19 protein-coding genes are annotated in these 22,882 nt (G+C 35.2%); 11 read left to right on the forward strand and 8 right to left on the reverse strand.

Features of this window, described 5'->3' with window-relative positions; translation table 11 throughout:
- Positions 1 to 153 precede the first annotated feature (153 nt).
- From GHT08_RS12230 to GHT08_RS12240, 3 genes are all read right to left on the reverse strand, one after another.
- Positions 154 to 1,293, reverse strand: coding sequence for a mannitol-1-phosphate 5-dehydrogenase (locus GHT08_RS12230; protein ID WP_163581684.1), 1,140 nt, complete (start codon positions 1,291 to 1,293; stop codon positions 154 to 156).
- 5 nt (positions 1,294 to 1,298) lie between these two features.
- Positions 1,299 to 3,377: a BglG family transcription antiterminator gene (locus tag GHT08_RS12235; RefSeq protein ID WP_163581685.1), complete on the reverse strand. Its 2,079-nt coding sequence runs from the start codon at positions 3,375 to 3,377 to the stop codon at positions 1,299 to 1,301.
- A gap of 87 nt (positions 3,378 to 3,464) precedes the next feature.
- Positions 3,465 to 5,375, reverse strand: coding sequence for a PTS mannitol transporter subunit IICBA (locus GHT08_RS12240; protein ID WP_163581686.1), 1,911 nt, complete (start codon positions 5,373 to 5,375; stop codon positions 3,465 to 3,467).
- Positions 5,376 to 5,705: 330 nt separating this feature from the next.
- Between GHT08_RS12240 and GHT08_RS12245 the strand changes: the two genes are divergently transcribed.
- Both GHT08_RS12245 and GHT08_RS12250 read left to right on the forward strand, forming a co-directional pair.
- Positions 5,706 to 6,290, forward strand: coding sequence for a copper resistance CopC family protein (locus GHT08_RS12245; RefSeq protein ID WP_163581687.1), 585 nt, complete (start codon positions 5,706 to 5,708; stop codon positions 6,288 to 6,290).
- Positions 6,287 to 7,378 carry a copper resistance D family protein gene (locus GHT08_RS12250; RefSeq protein WP_163581688.1) on the forward strand — a complete coding sequence of 364 codons (1,092 nt, stop codon included), beginning with the start codon at positions 6,287 to 6,289 and terminating at the stop codon, positions 7,376 to 7,378. Before GHT08_RS12245 ends, GHT08_RS12250 begins: the two co-directional genes overlap by 4 nt.
- Positions 7,379 to 7,464: 86 nt before the next feature.
- On the opposite strand, the gene GHT08_RS12255 is transcribed toward GHT08_RS12250, so the two are convergent.
- A complete protein-coding gene (locus GHT08_RS12255; protein WP_193568292.1) occupies positions 7,465 to 8,394 on the reverse strand; it encodes a DMT family transporter in 930 nt (309 codons plus the stop codon).
- Positions 8,395 to 9,125: 731 nt separating this feature from the next.
- Between GHT08_RS12255 and GHT08_RS12260 the strand changes: the two genes are divergently transcribed.
- Positions 9,126 to 10,220, forward strand: a complete 1,095-nt coding sequence (locus tag GHT08_RS12260; RefSeq protein ID WP_163581689.1) for a hypothetical protein — start codon at positions 9,126 to 9,128, stop codon at positions 10,218 to 10,220.
- Between the two features lie 118 nt (positions 10,221 to 10,338).
- Here GHT08_RS12260 and GHT08_RS12265 read toward each other — a convergent pair whose 3' ends face one another.
- Positions 10,339 to 11,010: a deoxynucleoside kinase gene (locus tag GHT08_RS12265; protein ID WP_163581690.1), complete on the reverse strand. Its 672-nt coding sequence runs from the start codon at positions 11,008 to 11,010 to the stop codon at positions 10,339 to 10,341.
- A 485-nt stretch (positions 11,011 to 11,495) separates the two neighbouring features.
- Between GHT08_RS12265 and GHT08_RS12270 the strand changes: the two genes are divergently transcribed.
- Entirely contained in the window at positions 11,496 to 12,008 is a 513-nt protein-coding gene (locus tag GHT08_RS12270) for a type 1 glutamine amidotransferase domain-containing protein (protein WP_163581691.1), read from the forward strand.
- 141 nt (positions 12,009 to 12,149) lie between these two features.
- Here GHT08_RS12270 and GHT08_RS12275 read toward each other — a convergent pair whose 3' ends face one another.
- Together GHT08_RS12275 and GHT08_RS12280 are read right to left on the reverse strand one after the other, a co-directional pair.
- Positions 12,150 to 13,592: a DEAD/DEAH box helicase gene (locus GHT08_RS12275; RefSeq protein ID WP_163581692.1), complete on the reverse strand. Its 1,443-nt coding sequence runs from the start codon at positions 13,590 to 13,592 to the stop codon at positions 12,150 to 12,152.
- A gap of 178 nt (positions 13,593 to 13,770) precedes the next feature.
- On the reverse strand, positions 13,771 to 13,971 hold the full coding sequence (locus GHT08_RS12280; protein ID WP_018932407.1) for a cold-shock protein: 201 nt from the start codon (positions 13,969 to 13,971) through the stop codon (positions 13,771 to 13,773).
- Positions 13,972 to 14,517: 546 nt separating this feature from the next.
- On the opposite strand from GHT08_RS12280, the gene GHT08_RS12285 reads away from it, so the two are divergent.
- From GHT08_RS12285 to GHT08_RS12305, 6 genes are all read left to right on the forward strand, one after another.
- Entirely contained in the window at positions 14,518 to 15,306 is a 789-nt protein-coding gene (locus GHT08_RS12285) for a hypothetical protein (protein ID WP_163581693.1), read from the forward strand.
- Between the two features lie 5 nt (positions 15,307 to 15,311).
- Positions 15,312 to 15,776: a hypothetical protein gene (locus GHT08_RS12290; RefSeq protein WP_163581694.1), complete on the forward strand. Its 465-nt coding sequence runs from the start codon at positions 15,312 to 15,314 to the stop codon at positions 15,774 to 15,776.
- A gap of 14 nt (positions 15,777 to 15,790) precedes the next feature.
- Positions 15,791 to 16,243 carry a CBO0543 family protein gene (locus GHT08_RS22605; RefSeq protein WP_420370976.1) on the forward strand — a complete coding sequence of 151 codons (453 nt, stop codon included), beginning with the start codon at positions 15,791 to 15,793 and terminating at the stop codon, positions 16,241 to 16,243.
- A gap of 182 nt (positions 16,244 to 16,425) precedes the next feature.
- Entirely contained in the window at positions 16,426 to 17,010 is a 585-nt protein-coding gene (locus GHT08_RS12295) for a TetR/AcrR family transcriptional regulator (RefSeq protein WP_163581695.1), read from the forward strand.
- Between the two features lie 59 nt (positions 17,011 to 17,069).
- A complete protein-coding gene (locus GHT08_RS12300; protein WP_163581696.1) occupies positions 17,070 to 17,630 on the forward strand; it encodes a hypothetical protein in 561 nt (186 codons plus the stop codon).
- Positions 17,614 to 18,228 carry a GNAT family N-acetyltransferase gene (locus GHT08_RS12305; protein ID WP_163581697.1) on the forward strand — a complete coding sequence of 205 codons (615 nt, stop codon included), beginning with the start codon at positions 17,614 to 17,616 and terminating at the stop codon, positions 18,226 to 18,228. The genes GHT08_RS12300 and GHT08_RS12305 overlap by 17 nt, the downstream gene beginning before the upstream one ends.
- Before the next feature lie 369 nt (positions 18,229 to 18,597).
- Here GHT08_RS12305 and GHT08_RS12310 read toward each other — a convergent pair whose 3' ends face one another.
- Positions 18,598 to 21,318 (reverse strand): GTP-binding protein, encoded by a 2,721-nt coding sequence (locus tag GHT08_RS12310; protein WP_163581698.1) that lies wholly within the window; start codon positions 21,316 to 21,318, stop codon positions 18,598 to 18,600.
- Between the two features lie 629 nt (positions 21,319 to 21,947).
- Between GHT08_RS12310 and GHT08_RS12315 the strand changes: the two genes are divergently transcribed.
- Complete coding sequence (locus GHT08_RS12315) at positions 21,948 to 22,859, forward strand: glycine betaine ABC transporter substrate-binding protein (protein ID WP_163581699.1); 912 nt, start codon at positions 21,948 to 21,950, stop codon at positions 22,857 to 22,859.
- Positions 22,860 to 22,882 lie beyond the last annotated feature (23 nt).

Consider the following 22,882-nt stretch of genomic DNA (forward strand, 5'->3'; position numbering starts at 1 on the left):
AGGGTGGTAAGTGGTGGGAGTAGTTCACAAGCAACACCAGAAACAAAAATTCTAAGATACCATATTATCACAAAACTATTTCCCTAAAGAAAAACTATCAAATAAAAAAGGTCCAGCTACTTTTTATACGTAACTGAACCATTTTTTCCTTATTTATTTTAACAAATCATATTGTTTCACAACTTCTTGTGTAATCTCACTATCTTCTGCAAGATTACTCACTTCCTGCAACACTTTGGCAATTCCGTTTTCTTCGATCATTGCTTGAAGTTTTACTGCTTCTTCATCCTCTTGATGATCAAATAATAACGCGGCAGCAATGGCTTTGGCTAAGTTTGTAAACGGCAAGCCTGCTTTTTGTGCTTCAGTTGCTGGGCGAACCAAACGGTCTTCTGGTCCAAGTTTTCGGATTGGAGCACGGCCTACTCTAGTTACACCATCATTTAAATATGGATTTTTGAATCTCTCGACAATTTTGCGAATATAGTTAAAGTGTTCTTTTCCATCTAAACCATATTGCTTCACTAAGTAATCACCGGTCTCTTGTAACGTTGCTTCCACTTGTTTCTCGATTGCTTCATCTGCTAAGGTTTTATCAATCGTTGACTTGCTATTTAAGTAGCCAAGATAGGCAATGACTGCATGTCCTGTATTTACAGTAAATAGCTTTCGCTCAATAAAAGGAGCAAGTTCATCAACAATGGTCATTCCTTCAACAGTTGGAATATTTTCTGCTGTTTCGACAACCCATTCGTAATATGGCTCCACTAATACATCAAGTGATTCATTATCTTCTTGGATTGGTACAATACGGTCAACAGCAGAATTAAAGAACTGCACTCGTCCTGCTAATCTTTCTTTTGTATCTTCATCAACATTGTCTAAAATATGTTGCTTCAAAATATCTGTTGCACCGATCTGATTTTCACAAGCAATTACATATAGCTTTTCATCTGTTTGGTACACTCGTTCAGAGATACCACGTGCAATTAACGGTGCAATTCTTGGCAAGATGTTAGGGCCAATAGCAGTAGTCAAATAGGTTGCGTTTGTAATTGCTTCAATCACTTCATTTTCCTGGGTCAAATTGTTGAGGCCAGATACATGGTTAACCGTAGTTGTTTCTTGTTTATCTGTTGCTAACTTTACTTGATAACTCTTTTGTTCATTTAATTGATTGATGATTTTATCGGCAATATCTACAAAAGTTACATGATATCCTGACTCAGAAAATAATGCTCCGATAAAACCTCTACCGATGTTTCCAGCACCAAAATGAACTGCTTGTTTCATGATGATCATTCCTTTATCCATTTATTTTGAAGGTAATCTGAAAATAACTCCTCTAACTTACCTTTAATCATTGCTTCACTTGATGATGAAAAAATCATCAATGCTGCATCATTCTCAATCAGACTAGTACTGATGAGACTTAATATTTCTTGTTCTTTTAAACTTAGATTTTCGGGAGATAGCATTAATAGTACATTTTTTAACTGTACTTCCTTGCCATCCATACCTTTAATCACACAAGGATGTTTTAAATGACATACTTGAAAAATAAGCTGTTGAACACTGTCATCTCGGCAGTGAAATAATCCCATATTCGTACCTGGAATTCCTAGACCGCCTACTTTCTCTCTTTCCTGTAGCTTCTCAAAAACTTTAGTAGCATCTGTAATTAATCCTTCTTGTTCTAAGTCTGCTGTCATCTCTTTTAACACTTGCTGATAATCTGTGTTAACCTTCCAATATATGCGTAAATTATTCAAGATCGATTCGATACTCGTTTGAACATCTTTCATCTCCTGTAAAACATCTTGCAAGCTTGATGGTGCTTGTAACTTCACTTTACCATTGTCCTTCACATACTCATTCTTACTGGTTAATTGTTGAATATTATTCTGCAAGTAGCTGCGAATCATATCGATGTCTCCATCACTTAATAACGGTGATACTAATATATAGTGAACATCATCAAAAGGAAGCCTGACAGTGGAAATAACAAGATCAAACTTATCTAAATTCGACATTTCCATTGCTTTCATGGATTTGATCTCAACAGAATTGATTTCCGTAAATTCTTTTTGGATCCGACTTGCTAGCATCTTGGAAGTACCTATTCCGGTTGGACAAACAATAACAGCATGTATCGCTGTCTTCTCTTCATTCATTAATAATGCCGAGCCAAAATGCAGAACGATAAAAGCAATTTCATCGTCTGGGAAGCTGATGTCAGGAAATTCTTTCTCCAAACTATTCCGAACAGCCATAAATAACACAGGATATTTCTTATTTATTTGTTCTGTTAATGGATTAAACAGTCCCATCTGATGCTTTAACCGAAAGATCGAAGGTTCCATATGGGCTAGCAGTCCTTGAAATAGCGAAAAATCTCGAGATAAATCAACATGTAATTGGCTTGAAACATCTTGAATAATATTCTTTATAATCTGCCCGAGCATAATACTGTCATAATCTACCGTTTCAGAATCTTGCAATTTGGACCCTTTTAAAATAACCGCTAAATAATGAACATCTTTTTTTGTTAATGGGATCGATAATTCGGATTTCAAATCGTCACATAACTGACTAATTAGCTCAAATGCTCTTGTCGATTCTTCATCATCTAGTTCTGTTGCTTCCTCCAACACAAAATCATTCTCTACCCGTTGCAATGTTATTGCTATGTGAACGATAAGCCCTAAGTAATCATTATCTGCTAACCTTGTCTGCCCTCTGTCAAACAAATGATGTACCATCTCATCAATGACGACAAGATTATCCGGAGCAAAGTAACTGAGTACAGGACTTTCCAATTGGCTATTCTTCTGCAAAAGATACAAGCTTTCTAACAACTCTTCATGGAAATGAAACAAAAAATAAGTTGCTAATGCTTTGCGCATATTTGCTTCACTACCATCTATACTTACACCGACGCCTCTTTTTCGTGTCAACTCAATCGAAAAATTCGCTAACCAATCTGTCAGATCATCCAAATAAGAAGCAAGTGTTGTAACACTTACGCCTAGCTGTTTTGCCAACACCTGTGCCTTAAAAAACGATCCTTCATGTAATAATGTAATGAGTAATTGCAACTTTTTTTCTTCTGGTGTTTCATCTGTTGGATGTACATGGTACAACTGCTGCATTAGCTTAAAAATATTCTCATTTTTTCCATCAATCATCAGACCATCATTGGTTGTGCGCTTCAATTGTAATTCAAAGGACTTCAAAATGTTTTCAACAGCCTTCAAATCACGCTGTACTGTTCTCACACTTACATGAAGATAGCTTGCAAGTGAATGTGGTGTGTGCTTACCAGACGTCTTCATTACTAAATCAATGATTGATTTTTCTCTTGACGTTATAAACATGCTACCCACTCGTTTCTTTTTTTGATTCTCAGGTAATATAACAGAATAGAAAGACAGTAAGATACCATCTTTCTACTCTTTTTTGGATCATTTACTATTGATAATGTCTAACAATTCTTTCGTTGTTTGCGCTTGTACCATCTGTTCAATATTTTCTTCATCTGAACAAACCACAGCGATCCCAGAAAGAATATCTAAATGCGTACCATCTTTTCCTGCGATACCAAAGATTAGTTTCGCTTCTTGACCATCAAAATCAACACCATTAGGAACTTGAAGAACAGTAAATCCTGAACGTAATACCGCTTTTTTCGCTTCTTCTGTACCATGTGGAATTGCCACATTATTTCCCATGTAAGTTGAAGTCACATTTTCACGATCGATCATAGCATCCACATAACTTTCTTCTACATAACCGTTTTTAACTAACACTTCACCTGCAAAACGAATAGCCTCTTCCTTCGTAGCAAATTCCTGATTAAGGAAGATGTTCTCTTCGCGTAACAAATCGTCATCATCGTGATCATGATCTGCAGCCGTTACATCTGCCTCTGTTTCTTCAACCATTTCAGCTTGTTCTTCAGAGACACCGTTTTGTAGACTGTCAATTAACTTGTCATATTCCGGACTTGATAAGAAGTTATCAACTGAAATATGATAAGCATTAGGTAATTTATCTTTCGCACGCGGAGTTAATTCTTCTTGTGTAATAACTATCTGTGCATCATTTGGTAAATTACTAATTGCTGTATTGGTGACAGAAACGTCTAAATTTGCAGCTTTCACTTTTTTACGTAATAAGGAAGCTCCCATTGCACTTGAACCCATTCCGGCATCACAAGCAAAAACAATTTTATTTACACTTTCTGGAAGAGTTCCTGGATTAGATTGTAGTGCTCCAGCAACAGAACTTTTCTTCCCTTTCATTTCTTGCATTTTTTGTGTAGCTTCTTCAATATCTTCGTCTTCTTGTTTACTTGATTTTAACACAAATCCAGAAACAACGAACGAAACAATCGTAGCTACGATTACAGCAGCGAAGTTGGCGAAATAGACGCTTGCTTTTCCAGGTGTAACTGCAGCAATCGCAAATATACTACCTGGTGATGCAGGAGCTGATAAACCTCCACCTAATAGTACTAAGGTGAAAATTCCACTCATACCACCTAGAATAACAGCAATTAATAGCATTGGGCGCATTAATACATATGGGAAATAAATTTCATGAATACCCCCGAAGAAATGAATGATTCCTGCTCCCGGAGCTGATTGCTTTGCAGAACCTTTTCCAAACAGCATAAATGCTAATAAAACTCCAAGACCTGGGCCTGGGTTTGCTTCTAATAAGAAAAGAATAGATTCACCAGTACTTCTAGCCTGTTCCAGACCAATTGGAGAAAGAATCCCATGATTGATTGCATTATTTAAGAATAAAATTTTGGCAGGTTCGATAAATATACTTGTTAATGGTAATAATCCTGCAGTAATTAACCAATCCACACCTGCAACAAGTAATTGAGTAAATCCATTTACAGCTGGGCCAATACCCAAGAATGAAAGAATCGCAAGTAGTCCACCGAGAATCCCAGCTGAAAAATTGTTCACCAACATTTCAAAACCAGATCTAATTTTTCCTTCAATTGCTTGATCGAACTTTTTAATTACGTAACCACCAAGCGGACCCATAATCATAGCACCTAAGAACATCGGTGTATCTGGTGCACCTACAATAACCCCCATTGTAGCGATCGCACCTACGACACCACCACGTTGGTCATGAATCAATTTACCACCTGTGTAACCGATTAGCAATGGAAGTAAGTAAAACACCATTGGATCAACTAATTTTGCAAGGTTTTCATTCGGAAGAAAACCATCTGCAATAAATAACGCAGTAATAAGTCCCCATGCAATAAATGCACCAATGTTTGGTAGTACCATCGAACTAAGGAAGTTACCAAACTGCTGGACTTTCACCTTTATGTTTGACTGAGCCATTATATTTCTCCCTTTCCATGTAGTTTTTTATATCCCTCAATTAAATCATATGACACAGTTATCCTACCTTCAAGATACTTGAAAACTAACTTTGTCGCACGGCTGATGACAAACCTATTTTTTCTTGACAGAATACACTTTATACACAAATCGAATGTTATTCCTTGGTGTGATTGATTCTCTTATTTGACCGAGGTTGTTTTGAACTCATCAACTGCATCCCTTCATATTTTCATCATAGATTTGTCGAAAGTTATCCATAGTAAAAAGGGGGGTGATCTGTTATAAAAGAGATATATTATTGTTAGATAACTGAAAGGAAGATGAAAAATGTTTAAACGAATCTTTTTCTTTATTATTGTATTACTGACTGTTTTCCCAACTATTGTTGGTGCACATACCCACTTAGAAACATCAGAGCCTGAAGAAAATTCAGTTTTGAATGAAGATACGGGAACAATCACCTTAATTTTTGAATCAACTGTCCAAGAGCTAAATGAAATCAACTTAACACATGAAAATGGGGAAGAATTCCAACTAGAGGAAGTGACCCATGAACCAGCAGACACATTCGTTGTCACGCTTCCAGAGTCATTGGAAGATGGAAATTACACGTTGTTTTACAGTATTGTTGGTGAAGACGGACATGTGATGGAACAAGAGTTAGCTTATCAATTTGAAAGTGTAGAGGAAGAGAAAACGGAAGAAGCAATTGATGATCAAGAAACATCAGAAGAGGCTACTGAAGAAACTACAGAAGAAGAATTAATTGAAACAGACCAGGCGAAGGAAAATGAAGCTAACGACGCTACTGATGAGGAGAATGAAAATAACACACTGATAGTTGTATTCGCAATTGCCCTTGTCATTGTTGCTATTCTTGCCATCTTGATGCTTAGGAAGAAGAAAAAATGATTGTATCGATAAGTAATGGCTTGTTATACATTTGTTTCGCCATTCTTATGGGAGTATGTTTGCTTGGGGTTATTCCTAAGGATAAGAAAGCATCTGTCGACATACCCAAAAAAACGATGGCTATAGCTATTATCCTTATCCCTTTGCTTTCATTTATTTCATTGTTAGATCTTGCCTTTTCACTGAACCATTACAGTGAAGAGCCTATTATTGCAAGTATAGGTTATGTGATCAGCAATATTGCACTAGGACAAGCTTGGCTAGCATTAAGTGTGTTAGCTCTTCTATTTATCATTTTATTGTTTGTGTTACGTCACAATAAGACAATGCCAATTTTGTATACGCTTGGGCTTTTCTTAACGTTCGGAATGTTATTAACACAGGCTATCGTTGGGCATTCAGCCAGTATGGGAAGCTATCCTGGAGCGACAGCACATTTGTTTCATTATACGGCTGTTACTGCTTGGATTGGCGTATTATTTATCACCAGTTGGTTTTCAAAGAATGATGACAATTGGCAAGCGTTTATTAGTTGGTTTACCCCATTTGCCATTGGCTGTGTAGCTATTTTAGCTTTATCTGGAATGTTTATGAACTATTTTCTAAACGAAAATTTCATTAATTCATGGACATTGCCATATGGCCAAGCATTATTATGGAAGGTTTTATTGTTTATTCCGATTCTCTTTTTCGCCTTTATCAATAGCGTGCTTATTCGAAAAAGAGCAAAGAAGGATGCACAATATTCTCCTATAAATTGGTGGCGGGCAGAAAGCGTCATTATCTTAACTGTTATTGCGGTAACGGCAATAATGACTGAACAAGAACCACCACACAACATAGAACAGACACTGCAAGCAGGAGAATCGTCCATTTTATTTCAGACAATCGCTTCTGTTCCCACCACTACAGATATAATCTTAGAGTTAAACGGTCTAAGTGTATTGTTCTTACTAATAGGTCTTTTGTTTCTAGGCTGTATACTCTACACTTTCGTCCAAAAAACTTCTCCTTATATCGCTCTAGTTATGGCCGGACTTGGTGCCACAAGTCTGTACTTTGGATTAATGAATGCTGTTGCGATCTAAAAGACTAAAAAAATCACTCAGGTATATCTTGAGTGATTTTTTAATGAATGGAACACGACTTCTTTGATACTAATTGTTATATTTTATCATCTCGCTTGTACTTTCAACCCTCTTAAACTTTTATTATATGTAACAATGAACACTCCGGTAATGACGAGTAACATACCAAAAAGCTGTTGCCATTTTACACTTTCTCCATACAAGACAACAGCAATCCAGCCAGCATTAATCGGAACAAGATTCATGTAAATACTCGCTTTACTCGCACCAATCTGGTGAATCCCCATATTCCAAAGAAGAAAACCAATGACAGTTGCAAAAACAACCATGTAGATCATCTCCAGCCATGATTGACCAGACATAGCTAATACTGCTTTCCATTCCCCATCGAATAATGAGCCTATCGCAAGAAAGATCGAACCAATTAAAGTAGTAATAGTTGTTGTAAATAATGGAGAAACCCCTTGCATCACAACTTTTCCTATTAAGCCGTGGATAACCCAACTAGCTAAAGCCGCCATAAACAATAAATCCCCCTTGTTAAAGGAGAGGGAAAGTAAAGTTTGAATGGACCCTTGCATAATGACCAGAACTACACCTGTTAAGGATAGAAATAAGCCAACTCCTAAGCGTTTGCTCCATATTTCATTAAAAAGGAGAATCGCCCCTAATGTAATGAAAACAGGAGAAGTTGCCATGATTAAAGAGGCATTAACCGCATTGGTATATTTTAAAGCGATAAAGAAGAAAGCATTATAGCTGAATATTCCTGTAATTGCCATCAAAAAAAGGCCGAACCATCGTCTTCTTAATACTTTCCAATTCCATTCACCGCGTAGTAAAACAATAATCAATAATAACAGTCCAGCGGAACCAAATCGTAATGTTGCTGCTATTAGTGGTGAAATCTCCGTAATAACATGTTGAGCTGTTCCAAAAGCCCCACCCCAAAAGAGTGGAACCAAAAATAATAGAAAATAAATTTTTTTGCTCTTTTCTTCAGATTGAATACTCACTTTTCTTCCTTCCTAGCTAACCGCTTGGTGTCTTGAGACCTGTTAATCTACTAATTACCTGAAATAGATCCGAAATGAGTTTCCTCGCCATTATTGAACATTTTAATATGTTCAGTAGCAGAAACGATTCACTTTATTGAAGCATCACCAAAATAGCATACCACTCCATGTACGATTTGGCATGCTATTTGATTAGTTATTTAGTTTTTAGTTTTTTTCATCAAAATTCAAGCATTAATGTTGTAGTTAGTTGCAAATATGTTATGCTAAGTGTTGTTAATTTTTAGGAGGGATATTATCTGGATGGCTATAAGTATTATTGGCTTTTATCTATTGCCTGTATTCTCCATAATTTTATGTGTGAATTTGATTTCAATAATTAGGAAAATAAAAGATGAAGAATCTACAACCATCAATACCATTTTATTTACATGTTCTTTTACTTTCATGGCATTTTACTTTTCACTATTAATTATGCAGACATAGTTGAAAAAACAGGAGAGATACTGTATTAACGAATACGAATAAAGCGTATTTCCAAAACAAATACCCTCTCTTAGGTACTTACATGCTTTTCTTCGCAAAATCATTAGAATCGTGATGTAATTCCTCTAATTTCCCTTCAATCACAAATATAATAACTAGGAAAAAATGAAGCTTTTATACTATATAGTATGATGGAAAGTTATGGTATTCTTATTCAGGATATAGAATGGAAAGGGGAAAGAAAGATGAAACTAGGTAATATTCTTACGGGACTATCTATTATTTTGCTTTTTGGAATAGTTGGATGCGGTAGTGATGACGCTTCAGGGTCAAAAGGAGGATCAGGTGAATTTAAAGAGATAGATTCTATTGATGTTGAAGGTCATCTCGCACTTAATAATTTTTTTATAAGAGATGATGGAGAAGCTTTAAATTACGGGGAAAAAGATGATAGGCTTGCTGAACCAGATCGAATGAAAGTTTGGGTGGATGGAGAGATTGAAGAACTTGATATGGAAACCTTTGATCACTTTTCTTATTTACATCCTGAAGGTAACATTTATACAACTGTGAATGACTCGAATAATGAAACAACTCCCTACACTCTCGTGATATATGATCCTCGAACAGGGGAATCTGAAGAGTTTTTAAAAACGGTTGAACCTGAAGACTTCTTTCATGTAGGACCAAGGTATGTAAGTGAAGAAGAAGGATTAATTCCAGTGAGAAGTGACGGATATGATGAATTGAATTTTTATTTATGGGATTATCAAAATGATGAAATAGAAATGTATGAGTTGACAGAAGAATTATATGAGCTATTTGGTGAAATTGAACGAACTCATGAACCTAAACTAGCCTTATCACGCGATGCAAAATCATTGTATATCAGTTACACAGAAGGAATTTCGCACTATAATACGGAAACAGGTGAATTAAATGAAGTGTCGATTGGTGAGGATATGGATGCTAATTCAGTCAAAGTAACGTTAGATAATCAATATGCTGTCACGCGGAAATATACGGGAAGTGAGGAGATCATGGGTCTCGCTAACTTTTATATTACAGACAGAGACAGTTTTGAACAAAAAGAAATTGGTGAAGGTACAAATATTTTCCCCATTGCTGCTGGTAAGATAGTAATACAAAAAGAAAATGAACTGACAGTTTATGATACTGAAACAGATGAAACATCTCCATTTTATACGATCGAACTTGGTGAAGAAGAAGATCTTAAAAAAGTTTTAGTAAGCGGGGATGGAAATACTATCGCTTATGGGTATAAGAAAAAAGAGGACGATGAAGAAGATAAGACAATCATTAAGATCATCCGTCGTTAAATGATTGGTTTGCTTTAACACAACAAGAGTAGTCACCCACCTGTTACATGCAAGACCGCCTCATGCTTGGGCATGTGCGGTCTTTTTATAATAAACTGAGTACTTCTCGCAATGGCTTCTATACGTTTAGTACCTCTAATTCTTTTTTTATTTGAGCTATGACATATTCACGATCAGATAGATTGTTTTCAAAATCTAATTGATCCACATTAATTTTCAAAACCGGCGATGCGTCATATGCTTCAAAATATTCTCTGTATTCTTTATTCAACCTCTCCCAATATGCATCTTCTGTATCAACTTCATAACTTCTACCACGTTTGTTAATACGACGAATCGCTTCATCTGTTGATATTTCAAGATATATCATTAATGCAGGTGGCTCGCAGTGTTCAATCATATTTTTGAATAGGTCTAAGTAAATATTAAATTCCTCTTCAGACATTTCACCATTATCCTTTAACATTTTGGCAAAAATAACATCTCCATAGATAGAGCGATCCAGCACTGCCTTGTTCAATTTACTAGCATTTTTTATATGTTTGAACCGTTCATTCAAGAAGAATACTTGTAACGGAAAGCTGTACCGTTCACGGTCATAATAAAATCTATCTAAAATTGGATTATTCACAACGGGTTCTTCAAATGGTGTATACCCTAACTCGTTTACAACTATATCCATTAAAGTTGTCTTCCCTACACCTACTACACCATCTATCGTAATCATTTTCCATCCATCTCCTTCTGTCCTTTTTAACCTTTTTAAACAATCTTGATAAAAGCTTTTCATTCTATTTAGCCCCTTTTAAAAAATCTAGAACCCGTATCCCTCGAAGCTATGCAAATAATAAAGTAAAACTTTCCCCCACTGAGCACTTAAAGCTTGAATTGGCGGTCATACAGGCGATTAGCACCATGATAAAATAATAGCATATGAAAACATATTCAAAAACGAGATTTTATTGGTTCTTATAAACATGCTTTTAGTCTAAGTATTGAAAAGCAACTTGTATATTATAACACAGACTGTTCATGCGAAATAACGTTTATGAGGAAGAAAATATACTTACTTGTATAAAAGTTGAAACCCTAGAGAAGCGCTCTCAAAGACAAAAACGATTGAAACAGTGAAAAAAAGTGTCTATTAGATGGATTCTTAGGTCTAACGGAGAATTCACTCTATTTAATAAAGCTTCTTTAAGCAGTCTACTTTACTTATTAAAACTTATTTCTTATGATTGGATTTGAATTCAAAAATAGAAAGGATGAGTTAACATGGGTAAGAAAATTGCTGCACTTGTAACAGATATGGTAGAAGAAATCGAATTAACTGATCCCGCAAAAGCGTTTGAAGATGCAGGTCATACAATAGAGATTATTAGTGAAGAAGCAAACAAGGAAATAACCGGTAAAAATGGTGACAAAATCAAAGCTGATAAAGGTATTGATGAGGTAAATCCTAGTGATTATGACGCTTTATTAATCCCTGGAGGGTTTTCACCAGATTTATTACGTATTAACCCGAAAAATGGTGCATTTGCAAAGGCGTTTTTACAAGAAGACAAGCCAGTATTCACCATTTGCCACGGGCCACAATTCCTTGTAGAAACAGATCTATTAAAAGATAGAGAAATGACAAGCTTTGTGTCTGTACGTAAAGATTTAGAAAATGCTGGCGCAATAGTAAAAGATGAAGAAGTGGTTGTAGACAACAACCTGGTAACTAGCAGAACTCCTGATGACCTTCCTGCATTCAATAGAGAGTCACTTAAATTATTGGAAAACTAGTAGAAAAACGAAAAGGAAAGTGCATAGGATGACTTTGCGCTTTCCTTTTCTTAATGTTATATAACTCTCAAGCTCTTGATAGCTTGCTAAAGAGATATTAATAATAGAGTTTAAGGGGGCCAGTTACGTATTTGAATATTTCTATTTCCTTGCTTTACTTACTTTTAATTTCTTTCCTTTAACTTTTGTATGTTCCATCGCTTCCAAAACTAGAGATCCTTTGCCATTCAATATATCAACATAAGACCAGTTATCTTTAATGGTAATAATCCCAATATCGTCTGCTGTTACATTTGGAATATTTGAAATAGTACCAACAAGATCCACAGCCCGAATTTTTTTCTTTTTACCACCATTAAAATGCAATTTCATAATATCTTGATTGATTCTAGCTGTTTTATTATTTTTAACAATCCGTCGTGCCGTCATTTTTTGATTAAAGGCTTCTTTTGCTTCCTTTACTGCATCTTTCGAAGGTATCTCTCGTTTACGAAGCTCAAAACCGATATACTCCTCAATTGGTCGCAATTTTTTGTTTTCATAATCAGCCACAAAGGTGATCGCTTTTCCTTTATTACCTGCACGGCCTGTTCTACCTGTTCGATGTACATAGCTTTCTTTTTCCATTGGGACATCAAAGTTAATAACGAGAGACACATTATCTACATCTATGCCTCTGGCAGCTACATCTGTTGCTACAAGATAACGAAATTCACCCAATTTGAATCCTTTCATTACCGCAAATCGTTTTTCTTGCTCCAGTCCACCATGAATCTGTTCACAAGAGTAATGAGACTGTTCCAACTCACTCCATACTTCGTTTACTTGTTCTTGTGTATTACAGAAAATGATACAGCTATCTGGATTTTCAACAATGGTTACATCCTTAAGTAGAGCCATTTTCGCGTCTTTTTTCACTTCCAATAAACTGTGCTCTATTCGATCAGTTGTGACTTCTGTTGTAATTTCAACATTTACAGGGTCTTTCATATATTGATGGCAAAGCTTTTCGATTTCTTTTGGTAAGGTTGCCGAGTACAACATCGTTACTCTGTTTGATGGTACCTGTTTAATGATAGCTTCTACCTCATCTATAAAGCCCATTCTAAGCATTTCATCTGCTTCATCAATAACAAGATATTTTATTTGCTCTAAATCTAATGTCCCTTTTTCGATATGATCCATTACTCGACCCGGAGTACCTACAACTACATGTGTTTTTTGTTTCAGTTCATCCTTTTGAATAGTAAAGGATTCTTTGCCATATAGAGCTAATGATTTAATCCGTTTAAACCTGCCGATATTGGTTATATCTTCACGAACTTGAGCAGCTAATTCTCTAGTCGGGGCTAGCACTAATGCTTGTGGCTTATTTTCTTCCCAGACTAATTTTTCACAAATAGGAATTGCAAAAGCAGCAGTCTTTCCACTTCCGGTTTGAGACTTTACTATTAGATCTTGGTTATCCAATACTCGTGGAATGACTTCACTTTGTACCTCTGTAGGCTTATTGTATTTTAATACATCTAGTGCCTTTTTTAATTCAGTGCTTAATAGATAGCTTTCAAAATCTCTTTCATTCATTTGTTACCCTCATTTTTATTAGATTTATTTATACTATTTGCGCAGACTGTCCATCATATTCAAATATAAGAAAAGCGAATCTTTTTTCACTGTTGCTGTAATATAGACTGATCACATTATTGGAGGATGTTTTTCCTGCTAAAAAGAAAAAGGACTCTATGGAAGAGCCCTTTAATCATTATGCTTTATTAACGTTAGTAGCTTGAAGTCCGCGTTGACCTTCTTCAGTATCAAACGTAACTGTTTGACCTTCTTCTAAAGTTTTAAATCCTTCACCTTGAATAGCTGAGAAATGTACGAATAAATCTTCGCCACCTTCTACTTCGATAAAACCGAAACCTTTATCTGCATTAAACCATTTAACTGTACCTTGTTGCATATTTGTTTCCTCCTATGTGGATATCCCCACCATTTATTACTATCAATGTTCAATTTAGATAAAAGGCGAAAAGTGCAAAATTTACTCTTTTCTCTCAGACCGATACCGAACAAAAATAAGTCTTATTTAGAATAGCAGATAATGTCTGGAATAGCAACTAATATTTGGATAGACCCATTCCTATCGTTACTATATTGATTGATTTCTAATTCTTTTTCTTAAGTATAAAACATTTACCAAAGAAGAGATACACTTATACTAAATAATTAAATCAACATCTCTAATGACGTTTTATTTACATAATTTTGAAAACTAGAGAGACATTAATCATTAAGAGGTGTTCCAACATGATAAGGTTGTAATAGTAGCATTTATATTAACCATTCTATCCCCATCTATTGTATTGGCAAATAAAGAAGCGAATAACGTGACCTCTCCACTACAAGAAGAACTTGTAAGAGATTGTTATTCAGAGGCCCAGAATGGTTGAAATAGAGTATATATCATGTAAATCATGTTAAAGATTATTTTTTAGGTGGATTAAAAATGCAAAACTACAATAATGACAATACAGCAAGGCGTTACAAGGCACATGTCAGTATACTGGGAACAACACAAGTTCATCTAAGAAATCCAGATATTATTGCTTGGTGGAGTGCGGCATGTCCAGGATTCGGACATTTATTACTTTCCAAATATATACGTGGCTATTTATTGTTTATCTGGGAAGTTATAATCAATGTCCAAACGAATCTTAACCTTGCAATGATTTATTCGTTTCAAGGGAAAATGGACATGGCTAAAGAGGTTTTAGATACACGATGGCTGCTTATTTATATCCCTGTTTACCTTTTCGCCATTTGGGATAGCTATCGAACAACCATCGACTTGAATAAAATTTACCTATTGGCAGAAAGAGAAAATCATCGTTTTAACTCTTTTGTCTTATCACCAATAGAAATAAATTACCTAGATAAGAGAAATCCTATACTAGCTTGTATCTGGTCGTTATTCATGCCTGGTCTAGGGCAATTATATATCCATAGAATCTTAACGGCTGCTTTTGTAGGCATTTGGGCTATTGTCTTTTTTTATCAATCTCATGCTCTCGAGGCTGTGTCTTTATTATTTTTAGGAGAAATCCAAAAAGCAACTACAATCTTAAATCCACAATGGTTATTATTTTTTCCGTCTCTGTATGGCTTTGCTATTTATGATTCATATTCAGCGACAGTTGAAAACAACAAACTCTATGAAAAAGAACAAAGATCATATTTAAAAGACCATTATCAAAACGCTAATTTTCAGATTCTAAAAAGACAAAAAGTGAAGTGATTATAATGCAACTATTTTCAACATTTGAAAATAATACCTTTTTAGAATTAGCTATTTCTACGCTAGAGAAAAAGGGAATTATGAAAGAAAATATATATGCTGTTCCACTTGATAACCGAGAAGAAGAGTGGAAATTATTTGATACACTGCATCGTTCAGACGGTACAAGCATGATTGATATTGGTTTAGCACTTGCGACCGCCTTCTCTGTTATTGGAGCAAGTATAGGCTTTGAATTAGCATTAGGTCCAATATATTGGGGGTTAATCGGTGCAGTCATAGGCTTCATAATCGGACTTATTATTCGTCTTTTTACTGAACGGGTTATTAAAAGAAAGAAACGATTATTAAAAGGAAAACATTCAGAAGTTATTGTAATCATTGAGTGTGAGGAAACACAAGCAGAATTAGTAGAAAATATACTGTGGAATCACTTTGCGATTGGAGTCGCAAAAGTAACCTCCAAATAGAAAGGAATATAGATGTGTGGATATTCATTTTTGTCATTTTTGTATTCTTCAACTTAATTGCATTTTTTTCTCCTAAAAAGCTAAATAAGATTGAAATTTATGCTACATCCATTTTTGCTTTTGTATATGGACTTTTAACTGATATGATACTTAACCTACATTATCATTTATATGGTTATTTTCAAGAAGGATTTGACTGGCTTGCCCTGCTAGGAATATTATTGTACTTTCCTTCCATTAGTTTTTTATTTCTGAATTTTTATCCTTCTACTAAAAAGTTAGGCAATAAAGTTCTCTATATCTTACTTTGGACTGCATTTTCCGTTGTTTTTGAATGGGTTTCTTTGCAGACAGCTTTTTTTTACTACGTTAGCTGGAAACTTTGGTATTCCGCGTTATTATACCCTTTCATCTTTCTTACCCTTATTATCCATTGGAAGTTTATTCAAAAGATAAGCCATAAATAAAATTGCTTACATTGTTGGCTTCTAAGGAGTAAAAGGAATAAAGTACCTAATTCAAATTGCAATCTTAAAGTTTGGTGAAGCCAGACAATAAACAAAACGGTTCAAGGTCACCTATAAATATTGACCGATCGGACAGTTAGTGTTAAGATAAAATTATATAAAGGTTCAATCAGGAGGTTGAAATGAGTCACGATTTAAGGATTACAAAAGGCAATGAAACAAAAGAGCGTATTCTGGTTGCCTCTATGACAATCATTGCTGAAGAAGGTATCGAAGGATTAAGCGCAAAAAAAATAGCAGATCTTTTGGGGATTAGTAAGAGCAATATTTTCCACCACTTTGGCTCTGTAGATAGCATTTTAGATACCATTTTCGAGCATATACTTGTTGATTTAGTCGAACCTGTTAAAACCTATCAGGGTAAGGATTTGGAAGGATTTTTCCTTTTTCTTGGTGAGAGTATCTACTCCCTAAGTGACGAAGAGAGGTTATCTTATTCTGTTTTATTTCATTTCTATAATACGTGCTTACACAATGAAAAATACAGGGACTATTTGTTAAAGGCTAAGCACGAGATCGTTGACGCTATTGCTACACAATTATCACACTATAGCACTCAAGAAAAAGAGAGGCTTTTCAAAATTTCTGAAATGATTATTATGACGTTAGATGGTTACGGTCTCCATTCTTTACTAGAATCAGATGTCGTAACGTTTAAAGAAATTTGGACTTTACAAATAAAAGCATGGCAGTCTTTATTAAAATAACTACTGCCATTTCTTCCAAAAATAAAATTGACCGATCGAACGGTTAGAAGGAGTGCTCTATGATTAAAATTCCCTCGTTTTTCCATGAGCTATTAGGTGAGTTCCAGACGAAATCATCCTTACTTGTGATTGCTTTTTTTGTACTGATATCCGGCAGTACAATAGGTATATTAACGTTTGATGAATGGCGCGGTTTATCTTTGCTAAAACAAATTGTCATTTGGTTTTTGTTTTTAGATATTTCAGGAGGTGTTGTCGCAAACTTAACGAAGGGAACCGATATTTTTTATGAGCAGCACCCAAGAATGAGATGGATATTTATAGCCATCCATATTCAACCGATTATCCTTTCATGGGCAATGGAAATCTCCATTTACTATGGGATTATAGTTTGTCTCTACACTTTAATTAGTGCCGTAGTCTTAAATTGGATGAGGTCTTCCTCCATCCATAACCTCTTAGCCGGTGGATTAACTGGGTTAGGATTACTAATGGTGGTTTACCTTGGGCAGACAATTCCACTTTTCGCTTCCGCTATATTCATTTTTTATGTTTTTAAGGTATTGTACAGCTTTTCTGTTTTTCATCACAGGGGGGCTCATCATGAACAAACAAATTAACGAAAATCATATATCCTTACTTACTCGAGCTTTTGCGAAAGACCCTATGTTTATCCACTTATTCTCAAATCAAAAAAGAGAGCGGCAAATGAAAAGTTTAATTCGATTTATCATTAAACGAAATCATTTATTAGATGGGCTGATCCTCACAGACCATGCTACGAAGCCAAGTTACATCGCAATTGTCGATCGACCTAGCAATCTTACAAACGTATCTATAAAAGCTAAGATTAACTTAAATATCGAAATGCTTTTATTAGTATTGAAGCTACCTTTTCGTGTACTTAGGTATTTAACTAAGTATCAAAAAGTAACTTTTTCAAATGCCCCCAATGAACCACATTATTATCTAACTATGATCGGGGTAGATCCCTCCTATCAAGGAAAGGGAATAGGTAAAAAGGTTCTAAAACAGCTCGATGAAATTGCTGCGTCTTCACCAATCTCCTATTCCATATCACTTGATACAGAGAATCAGCAGAATGTTGCCTTTTATGAACGATTTGGCTATGAGTTAAGAAATACAACCATAATCGATGGACTTAGCGTTTATTGTATGACGAAATCTAAAGAATCGAATTATTATAATGTCACGTAGAACCCTTGGCAAAAGTAGGTATTAAGAAAAAACGGCAACTCACGCCGGTCGATTATTACTTTGGTAGTAATGATGAAATATTTGAACAAGTTGACTCCGGCTGCCCACTTCCCTTTCCTGAGGGTTTGCCCTTCAGCTAACTTTTTCGAGCAACCGCTCGAAAAAGTGGATCTTTAGGTCAAACAATTCCCACAAGAGTGGAAATGAGCAGCCTTCGTTAATCTGCTCTACAACATACGTCAGACTTGGCAACCTGGGTTATTCTCCAGTTTCGCTTTTTATAGTTCAAAATACTTTTGTTTCGCGGCGGATGATATCCTTTCTTCCCTTCTTTAAAAAGCCATTACAATACCACTAAGTTTATTTTGATTAACTATTTTCATAGATTCGTTCTCTTGTAGCAAACATCCATTCATATTGACGTAGTCTTAATTCAAACAAGGTAATCGGGTTGCGGTATACCTCTGGTTTTTGTTGCATTTCGCTTAGGATATCTTTATTTTCTTCAATCTCATCATATGTTTCTGCTAAGACTGCATCTAATTCATCATACGGATCTGTAAAGAATATCTTAATATCCCGTTCTAAAGATTTCCCAAATATTTCGAATTGCTGCATAAATTCATCTATAAGTACTTCGCTTGTTTTGCTGTAGTCTTTCCCTTCCATATAGTGTTTATATTTCTCATGGAGAGTTTCTTTATTTTTTGATAATGCACCCACAAGCTTTCCTGCACTTTTCCATAAAAATTGTGAAATGGTAGCATTGCTCATAAAAGTCGCCTTTGTCAACTGTATATTCCCTCTTGTCATTCGGTTCATATCCCGATTCCAGTCATCTAGTACCCTTCTGTCACACTCGAAAAATATCTTGTCTTCACCATATAGATGATTAAAACTCTCGCTCATTTCACCTAAGTACTCTTGGCTGTCATTCAGTTCCCTTTCACTATTCTCCATCCATTCTTGCAGTTCTATATATAAATCTGGTAAAACTGTCTCTTCAATATAATGATTAATTCGCTTATTTATTTCATCGTTAAGCACAGTATGAATTTTTGCAAAATCACTATCTTCCTTAATCACTTCAGAACTTTGTCGAACCAATTCTGGAATCTTTATCGTCAAATCCTTTTTCCATTCTTCTATAATTTTGCTGTATGACTTTTTAATAACTTGAACCGTATTCTCTTCTAAATCACTTAACTGATGTTGAGCACCCTTCAGTTTAGTGACTATATCTTCATTCCATTTAATGTTATCGATTAATGAATTTTCTACTTCTTCACGTTTTAAAAGCAAATACTTAATCGATTTCCGAATATAATACAAAATCTTTGACGCACGCTCTTGTTCTAAGCTATGTCCACCCATTATAGACCTAGTAAAAGCAGAAAATTCGTTTATTTGATTATTTCTTTCTCCATATGTGGAATAAGTGAATGCTTTTGCCTTTGGGAAATAAGCATCAATTCTAGATATTATTTTCTCCGTCCGTTCCATCACTTCCTGACTGTCCGTATTTCGGCCTGTATTGCATAATAGAAAATGAATAGGGAGTTCTGGTACCTGTTCCTTGATTTGAACAGCCATATCCAATTCATTACCTGTCAAATTGGAGTCCGCATTTAATACAAACAATAAGCTGTCTGCTACATACAGATAATGATTATCATCAGTCTGCGGAGTGTCAATTAAGGTAAGTTTATTTTCATTTAAAAACGGTACCGGCATCTTACAAGAAACAAATGTCTGCTTATCTTTTGTTGCTTCTTTAAACTCGTTATGTTCAGCTATACTTCTTTCTTCTTCATTCGTAATGGCATGAATTTTCGCATTATCTGCATCTTTATAAATGATGGTAGCATTAGCAGGCTCTTCTGAAACTTCCTCATCAAGCAACATGTTCACAAATGACGCCTTTCCACTCGTCTCTGTTCCTGTAATCATCAAGTGGTATTGATTTAAATTCTGCAATTCGTGAACGATCCATTCGAAACGTTTATCCAATAACAAGCCTTCACTCCCTGCCCATTTCATAATCGACTTGAAAAGCTTGAATCCATCTTCTATACCTTTCTGATCATAAGCAGACCGGCTTAACAGACTTTCCGCCTTATTAATAATAGAAGCTTCCATATCGGATGGATACATTTCGCTCCACGCTAGTACAGCTGATGATGCTATCGCAGCATCTGAAGCCGTAGATACTTTCATCCAATTGGTTAAATGACTTGGTATTAAATAAGAAAATTCTCTAATCAAAAATGTACCATTTATTAATTCAAAGTATGTTCCCCTAAACTGATTAGAAAGCTTACTCCAAACACAGGAAGGCCCCGGCTCCATGTTTAGCATTAGATCATTTATTTCTTCCAGCCAAGGAAAATATGAATCCGTTTGTTTATAACTATTCCATAGTGCTGTTGCTAAACTTTCAAAGCGATTTTGATCAATGTTAGATAAAGTCATTAATACTTCGCGGAAATAGTTTGGTTTTATTTTTACAGTATGCCCATTTTCTACATACTCTTCTAAGGTCATAAACCATGATAATGATTCTGTTCGTATTGCTTCATTAACCGCTAGCTCAACAGCATTGTCCCAATCCTGTTGGTCTTCAAAGAAAACTCGTGCTACATCAGTAACATCAGGATAGTCTGGATTTATATCCACCGCATGCTTAATCGATTCAATTGCCTTTGCATGCTTACCAAGTTGTATGTAGAGTGAAAATAGTTGTAGAAGGACTTCTGTTTTTAAAACCTCAGAATCTGTGTCAACTGCATTATAGTAGTCCTCGGCAATGGCAAGTAAATTCATTTTTGCATGAGCATCTGCTATATTTTTCTGCGCCCAAGGTTTCAATTCATTAGTAACGTTTTCCCATTTAAAAATGGCCGCCTCGTAATCTTTGTACAGAAAATAAACCTCTCCCTGAGCAAAACGAATATACGATAAATCAGGCATTTCATTTTGCTGCTCATCAGTATATAATTCACCCAATACCTTGATTGGCTCCACATTATGAATACCTTCTATAAATGTATGATAATAGGATTTACTAATTAGTTGTTTCTCCATTGTCATCCTGCTCCCCCATATTGCTTTATTTAAAACGTGCTATATATACTTCTATCAGTGGAGGTTTTTGCTCTCCACCGGTGATTAGTGAAACTTATCAGAGTATTAGCGTCCGTTCTCTTCTACCTTAGCTTCTTTGTTTTACTCGAACCTTAAAGTGGAGTTTTGCGGACGATTAGCACGGTGATAAAACTCTATCCTATATTCTAACAAACATAACCCAACACAATATTTCAATTCTTTATCATTTAGAATACAATTGTGTATCTCTCCTCAGCTGAATATAATGAATGGATTAAAAAGAGTTACTAGAATTGCTATAATGACTTCGCTTTTAGTATGAATTAACTGAAATCACCTTTTACCACTTGAACATTTAGCTTAAACACGTTAGTATAAAATATGTAAAGAACGTTTTAAAAAAATTTAACAAATTTATTAAGGAGGGATATGATTCATTTGCTTTAATATCGAAAAAGCCTGTATTCTTATATATAGTTTAAGAATACCATTACATGACTTCTATGCTTCTAAATAGGAGATAAGTTGATGTTTGCTTTTATATTAAAATATTTCTGAACTAATTTTATGTTTGGAATATTTTAAATAAATAGATAATAAGGGAGTTTTCAACAATGAACAAATGGAAGAAAGAGTTAAGTATTATTTTTACACTATTAGTGGTTGCTGTATTGACAGCATGCGGGGACACTAGTGATCCATCAAACAGTGACCAAACAGAGAAAGACCAGGAGTCACCTACAGCAGTAAATAATGAAGAAATAACAATTGGTCAAATTAATTGGGCCGAAAACATCGCTGTAACGAATATGTGGAAAGCGATATTAGAAGATAAAGGTTATAACGTCCAGTTAAATGTATTAGACATGGGTGTGATGATGCAAGCATTAGAAAGTGGCGATCTGGACGCTCATTTAGAAATTTGGTTACCGGTTCAAGATGCTAATTACCTTGAAGAGTATCAGGAAACAGTTAATTTCTCAGAAGCTACTTGGTTTGATAATGCTAAAGTAGGGCTTGTAGTTCCAGAATATGTAGAAGAAGTAAATAGTATAGAAGATTTAAATGAACACAAAGAATTGTTTGAAGGAGAAATTGTTGGTTTTGACGCTGGTGCAGGTACAATGGATGTGACGAAAGAATTAATTGATGATTATAATCTTGAATTTGAACTATTAGCAAGCTCTGAAGCTACCATGTTAGTTGAGATTAGAGAATCAATAAAAAATGAAGAACCAATCGTTGCGCCACTATGGACGCCACACTGGGCTTTCTCTAAATATGACTTAAAATTCCTAGAAGACCCACAAAACACGTACGGTGGAGTAGAAAAAATTCACCATGCTACAAGAGAAGGATTTAGCGAAGATTTTCCAAACGTTAGCGAATGGTTTAATAACTGGAAAATGAATGACGAGCAAATTGGTGAACTAATTGATTATGTGGAAAATGCTGAAGAACCACTCGATGGAGCTAAAGAATGGATCGATGAAAATCAAGAATTGGTTGATGAATGGGTAGAATAAGGAAAAAGATAAAAGAAGTTAGT

This window comes from Gracilibacillus saliphilus (assembly GCF_010994085.1).
GTDB lineage: Bacteria > Bacillota > Bacilli > Bacillales > Amphibacillaceae > Gracilibacillus > Gracilibacillus lacisalsi.

What these genes read in the sequence shown, in the direction of transcription:
- GHT08_RS12230 (WP_163581684.1), bottom strand. Translation starts at nt 1,293, where the DNA reads ATGAAACAAGCAGTTCATTTTGGTGCTGGAAACATCGGTAGAGGTTTT.
- GHT08_RS12235 (WP_163581685.1), bottom strand. Translation starts at nt 3,377, where the DNA reads ATGTTTATAACGTCAAGAGAAAAATCAATCATTGATTTAGTAATGAAG.
- GHT08_RS12240 (WP_163581686.1), bottom strand. Translation starts at nt 5,375, where the DNA reads ATGGCTCAGTCAAACATAAAGGTGAAAGTCCAGCAGTTTGGTAACTTC.
- GHT08_RS12245 (WP_163581687.1), top strand. Translation starts at nt 5,706, where the DNA reads ATGTTTAAACGAATCTTTTTCTTTATTATTGTATTACTGACTGTTTTC.
- GHT08_RS12250 (WP_163581688.1), top strand. Translation starts at nt 6,287, where the DNA reads ATGATTGTATCGATAAGTAATGGCTTGTTATACATTTGTTTCGCCATT.
- GHT08_RS12260 (WP_163581689.1), top strand. Translation starts at nt 9,126, where the DNA reads ATGAAACTAGGTAATATTCTTACGGGACTATCTATTATTTTGCTTTTT.
- GHT08_RS12265 (WP_163581690.1), bottom strand. Translation starts at nt 11,010, where the DNA reads ATGAAAAGCTTTTATCAAGATTGTTTAAAAAGGTTAAAAAGGACAGAA.
- GHT08_RS12270 (WP_163581691.1), top strand. Translation starts at nt 11,496, where the DNA reads ATGGGTAAGAAAATTGCTGCACTTGTAACAGATATGGTAGAAGAAATC.
- GHT08_RS12275 (WP_163581692.1), bottom strand. Translation starts at nt 13,592, where the DNA reads ATGAATGAAAGAGATTTTGAAAGCTATCTATTAAGCACTGAATTAAAA.
- GHT08_RS12280 (WP_018932407.1), bottom strand. Translation starts at nt 13,971, where the DNA reads ATGCAACAAGGTACAGTTAAATGGTTTAATGCAGATAAAGGTTTCGGT.
- GHT08_RS12285 (WP_163581693.1), top strand. Translation starts at nt 14,518, where the DNA reads ATGCAAAACTACAATAATGACAATACAGCAAGGCGTTACAAGGCACAT.
- GHT08_RS12290 (WP_163581694.1), top strand. Translation starts at nt 15,312, where the DNA reads ATGCAACTATTTTCAACATTTGAAAATAATACCTTTTTAGAATTAGCT.
- GHT08_RS12295 (WP_163581695.1), top strand. Translation starts at nt 16,426, where the DNA reads ATGAGTCACGATTTAAGGATTACAAAAGGCAATGAAACAAAAGAGCGT.
- GHT08_RS12300 (WP_163581696.1), top strand. Translation starts at nt 17,070, where the DNA reads ATGATTAAAATTCCCTCGTTTTTCCATGAGCTATTAGGTGAGTTCCAG.
- GHT08_RS12305 (WP_163581697.1), top strand. Translation starts at nt 17,614, where the DNA reads ATGAACAAACAAATTAACGAAAATCATATATCCTTACTTACTCGAGCT.
- GHT08_RS12310 (WP_163581698.1), bottom strand. Translation starts at nt 21,318, where the DNA reads ATGACAATGGAGAAACAACTAATTAGTAAATCCTATTATCATACATTT.
- GHT08_RS12315 (WP_163581699.1), top strand. Translation starts at nt 21,948, where the DNA reads ATGAACAAATGGAAGAAAGAGTTAAGTATTATTTTTACACTATTAGTG.